Raw genomic sequence first — 3,857 nt, 5'->3', positions numbered from 1 at the left:
GCAGGGCGGGCGGCGCCTCCAGCCGGGTCCGGGCCGCGGCGGGCGGCGCGGCCGCGGCCGGGACGGCCCGGTCGGCCGCCCGCCCCCACCACATCCGCCCGACGACCGGCAGGAAGTACGCCGCGTTGAGCAGCGACGACGCGACCAGCACCGCGAGCACCCACGACTGGCCGGCGTCCACCGCGCCCAGCCCGAGGTACCACTTCGACACGAACCCGGCGACGGGCGGCAGGCCGATCATGCCGAGGGCCCCGACGGTGAACGCGGCGCAGGTCAGCGGCATCCGGCGGCCGGCGCCGGCCAGCTCGGACACCCGGGTGGCGCCCAGCCGCTGGGCGAGCAGGCCGGCGCAGAAGAACAGCGTGATCTTCATCAGCCCCTGGTGGACGATGTGCGCCAGCCCGCCGACGGTCGCGACCGGGCTGAGGAGCGCGATCCCGAGCGTCACATAGGCGACCTGCGCGACCGTCGAGCAGGCGAGCCGGGCCTTCAGGCCGTCCTGGCGGAGCGCGCGGACCGAGCCCCACAGGATCGTCGCGCAGGACACGACGAGCAGCGGCCCGAGCAGCCCGAGCTCGGCGGCGAGCGCCGGCCCGGCGAGCTCGTCGACGACGAGCACGATGCCGAACACCCCGGCCTTCACGACGGCGACCGCGTGCAGCAGGGCGCTGACCGGCGCGGGGGCGACCATGGCCCGCGGCAGCCAGCCGTGCAGGGGCACCAGCGCCGCCTTGACCCCCAGGCCGGCCAGCAGCAGGGCGAGCGCGGCCCGGGCGGCGCCGGGGTCCGCCGCGGCGAGCGCTGCCACGGCGGGACTGCCCCCCCGGGTGAACTCGGCGGGCCCGGCCAGGGCCGTCAGCCAGACGGCGCCGAGCAGCAGGGCGACGCCGCCGCCGAGCGTGTAGGTGAGGTACACCCGCGCGCCGCGCAGGGCGGACGCCGTCTGCTGGTGCGCCACCAGGGGGTAGGTCGCGAGCGTCAGCAGCTCGTAGAACACCACGAACGTCACGAGGTTGCCGGACAGGGCGATGCCGGACGAGGCCACGACGCACAGCGAGAAGAAGCCGAAGAACCGCGAGCGGTGCCGCCCCTCGTCCTTCAGGTAGCCGATGGCGTACACGGTGGTGAGCAGCCAGAGGAACGCGGACAGGCCGAGGAACAGCAGGCCGAGCGCCTCGACGCGCAGGACCAGGTCGACCTGGGGCAGGAACGCCACGCGCCACTCGAACCGCCGCCCCGCGAGCACCGGCGGGATCAGCGCGACCACGAGGCCGACCTTCGCGAGCGCGCCGGCCAGGTTGAGGATCGTGCGGGTGCGGTTCCGCTCCTCGGGCAGCAGGAAGATGACCACGGCGGGGACCAGGGAGGTCGCGAGCACCAGGACGGGGAGCCAGCTCGTGGTCGTCATCCGGCCACCGCCCCCACGCGCAGCAGGTCCACCAGCCAGGCCGACCCGACGCCGGTCCCGACGGCCAGCAGCGCCAGGGACAGCGCGGGCCAGCGCACCCCGGCGGGCACCGCGGGGCGCGCGCGGGCGGGCTCGGGGTCCGGGCGCAGCGCGACGGCGAGGACCCGGGTCGTCGCGGCGGCGGTGAGCAGACCGCCGGCGAGCAGCACGGCCACGGCCCACCAGGCGCCCGACCCGACGGCGCTCTCCAGCAGCCGCCACTTCCCGACGAACCCGAGCGACGGGGGCAGCCCCGCCAGGCACGCCCCGGCGACGCCGAACGTGAGCACGACCATCGGCGCGCGGGTGGCGGTGCCGGCCAGGTCCGCGACCCGGTCCCCGCCGGCGACGCCGACGAGCGTCCCGGCGGCGAGGAACATCGCGGCCTTGGCGAGCCCGTGCGCGAGGAGCAGGAGCAGCGCACCCTCCCACGCGATCAGCGCGCCGGACCGGGTCGGGGCTCCGGCGGCCGGGTCCAGGCCCGGCGTGACCAGGGGGAGCAGCAGGACGAGGTACCCGACCTGCGCGACCGTGGAGTAGGCCACGAGCCGCTTGAGCCGGTCCTGGCGCAGCGCGAGCACGCCGCCCCACAGCACCGCACCCGACCCGAGCACCGCCAGCAGCACCGCCAGGCCGGTGTGGCCGCCGAACGCGGTCCACAGCCGGAGCAGCACGACGAGGGACCCCTTGACCACCAGCGCGGACAGCAGCGGGCTGACGGTCGTCGGGGCGGCCGCGTGCGCGGCGGGCAGCCACGCGTGCAGCGGGGCGAGCGCGGCCTTCACCCCGAGCCCGACCGTCGCCAGCGCGAGCACCGTCGCCTGCGCGGGCCCCGGCGGCAGGGCGCCCGCCGCGAGCTCCAGGGTGAGGGTGCCGGTGTGCGCGTGCACCAGGGCGACCGCGACGAGCACGGCGAACGAGCCGAGCACCGCCGTGCACAGGTACCGCAGCGCCGGGGCCAGCGCCCGCCGCCCGCCGAGCGCGACGAGGCCGACGGCGCCGACGGTCAGCAGCTCGAGGGCGACGTAGGTGGTGAACAGGTCGCCGCTCACGAGCACGGCCTGGAGCCCGGCGACCGTGACGAGGGTCAGCGGCCAGGCCGACGGGCCGCCGGTGGCCGACGGCCGGGCGGCGGCGTGGGACAGCACGGCGAGCACGACGACGGCCGACAGCAGGCCGACGGCCGCGCCCAGGCCGTCGAGCCGCAGCGCGATGCCCAGCGGCGGTTCCCAGCCGCCCGGGGACCCGCGCAGCGGGCCGTGCCGGAGCACCGCGATCACGGCCGCGACCGCCAGGCCCAGCTGTGCCACGGCGACGGCGAGGCCGACCGACCGGCGCCGGGGCAGCACCGCGGTGCCGACGGCACCGGCCAGCGGGAGGAGCACGGGGAGGATCAGCAGGTCAGTCATCGGCGGTCCCCCGTGCGGGGTGGGGGCGCGCGTCGGCGTCCTCCGCGTCGTCGGCGTCGTCGAGCCGCCGCACCAGGACGAGCGCGAGCCCGGTGACGGCGACCGTGATCACGATGCCCGTGAGCGCGAGCGCCTGCAGCACGGGGTCCGCGGTGCCCGTCCCGTCGGAGCCGAGCGCGACCAGCACGAGCAGCGTCCCTGCCCCCGCCACGTTCAGGGCGATCACCTGGCGCAGGTGGTCGCGGGTGGTCAGCAGCCGGGTGGCGCCGAGCAGCGTGACCACCGCGCCGAGGACGAGGAACAGGTCGGGGGCGTTCACCGGCGCCCCCCGTCGTCGGCGGCCGTCGCGTCCGGCGCGGCCGTGACCGGGGTCGGCCGGGCGGCGAGCACGAGCGCCGCGAGCCCGGCCCCGATCGCGAGGACCAGCACCGCCTCGAGGGCGAGCACGGCGCTCGCGCCCCACGGCGGCGCGAGCGCGAGCCACCCGCCGGCGAGCACGCGCGTGGCGGCCGCGAGCACCAGGAAGCCCGCGAGCCCGACGACGACCGCGGGCCGCAGCCACCGGCCGGTGGGCACCAGGTCGCGCCGCCCGGTCAGGGCCAGCAGCAGCGCGGCGCCGGCCAGCAGGGCCCCGGCCTGGAACGCGCCGCCCGGGCGTGACGACCCGGCCACCAGGAACCAGCCGACGAGCAGCAGCACCAGCGGCACCGCGAGGTGCACGAAGCCGCGCAGCATCGGCCGGGTGCCGGGGCGTGGCGCGACGACGGCGACGACGCCGTCCCGGTGCAGCGCGAGCGCCGAGAGGACCGCGGCGGTGAGCACGGCGACCTCCAGCAGCGTGTCGAGCGCGCGCAGGTCCAGCAGCACCGTCGTCACGGGGTGGCCCACCACGCCGTCGGCGTCCAGCACGAGCTCGCCGAGCCGGCCGGTCCCGGCGCCGTCGCGACGGGCGCGCACGAGCACCCCGCCCAGCAGCGCCCCGGCGGCGGCCGCGGCGCCCA

4 protein-coding genes are annotated in these 3,857 nt (G+C 78.0%); all 4 read right to left on the bottom strand.

The window, feature by feature from the left end; all coding sequences use genetic code 11:
• The coding region (locus FA014_RS18690) for a complex I subunit 5 family protein (protein ID WP_154731118.1) at positions 1-1,408 on the bottom strand (1,408 nt) is incomplete at its 3' end.
• On the bottom strand, positions 1,405-2,856 hold the full coding sequence (locus FA014_RS18685) for a complex I subunit 5 family protein (RefSeq protein ID WP_154731117.1): 1,452 nt from the start codon (positions 2,854-2,856) through the stop codon (positions 1,405-1,407). The genes FA014_RS18690 and FA014_RS18685, both read right to left, overlap by 4 nt.
• On the bottom strand, positions 2,849-3,175 hold the full coding sequence (locus FA014_RS18680; protein WP_154731116.1) for an NADH-quinone oxidoreductase subunit K: 327 nt from the start codon (positions 3,173-3,175) through the stop codon (positions 2,849-2,851). The genes FA014_RS18685 and FA014_RS18680 overlap by 8 nt, the downstream gene beginning before the upstream one ends.
• Positions 3,172-3,857 (bottom strand): MnhB domain-containing protein (locus FA014_RS18675; RefSeq protein WP_230323407.1); only part of this gene is annotated, 686 nt, incomplete at its 5' end. The genes FA014_RS18675 and FA014_RS18680, both read right to left, overlap by 4 nt.

Source organism: Cellulomonas hominis (assembly GCF_005239125.1).
GTDB classification, from domain to species: Bacteria; Actinomycetota; Actinomycetes; order Actinomycetales; family Cellulomonadaceae; genus Cellulomonas; species Cellulomonas hominis_A.
Note: the sequence above shows the minus strand (reverse complement) of the source record. Positions and strands in the feature narration are given on the sequence as shown.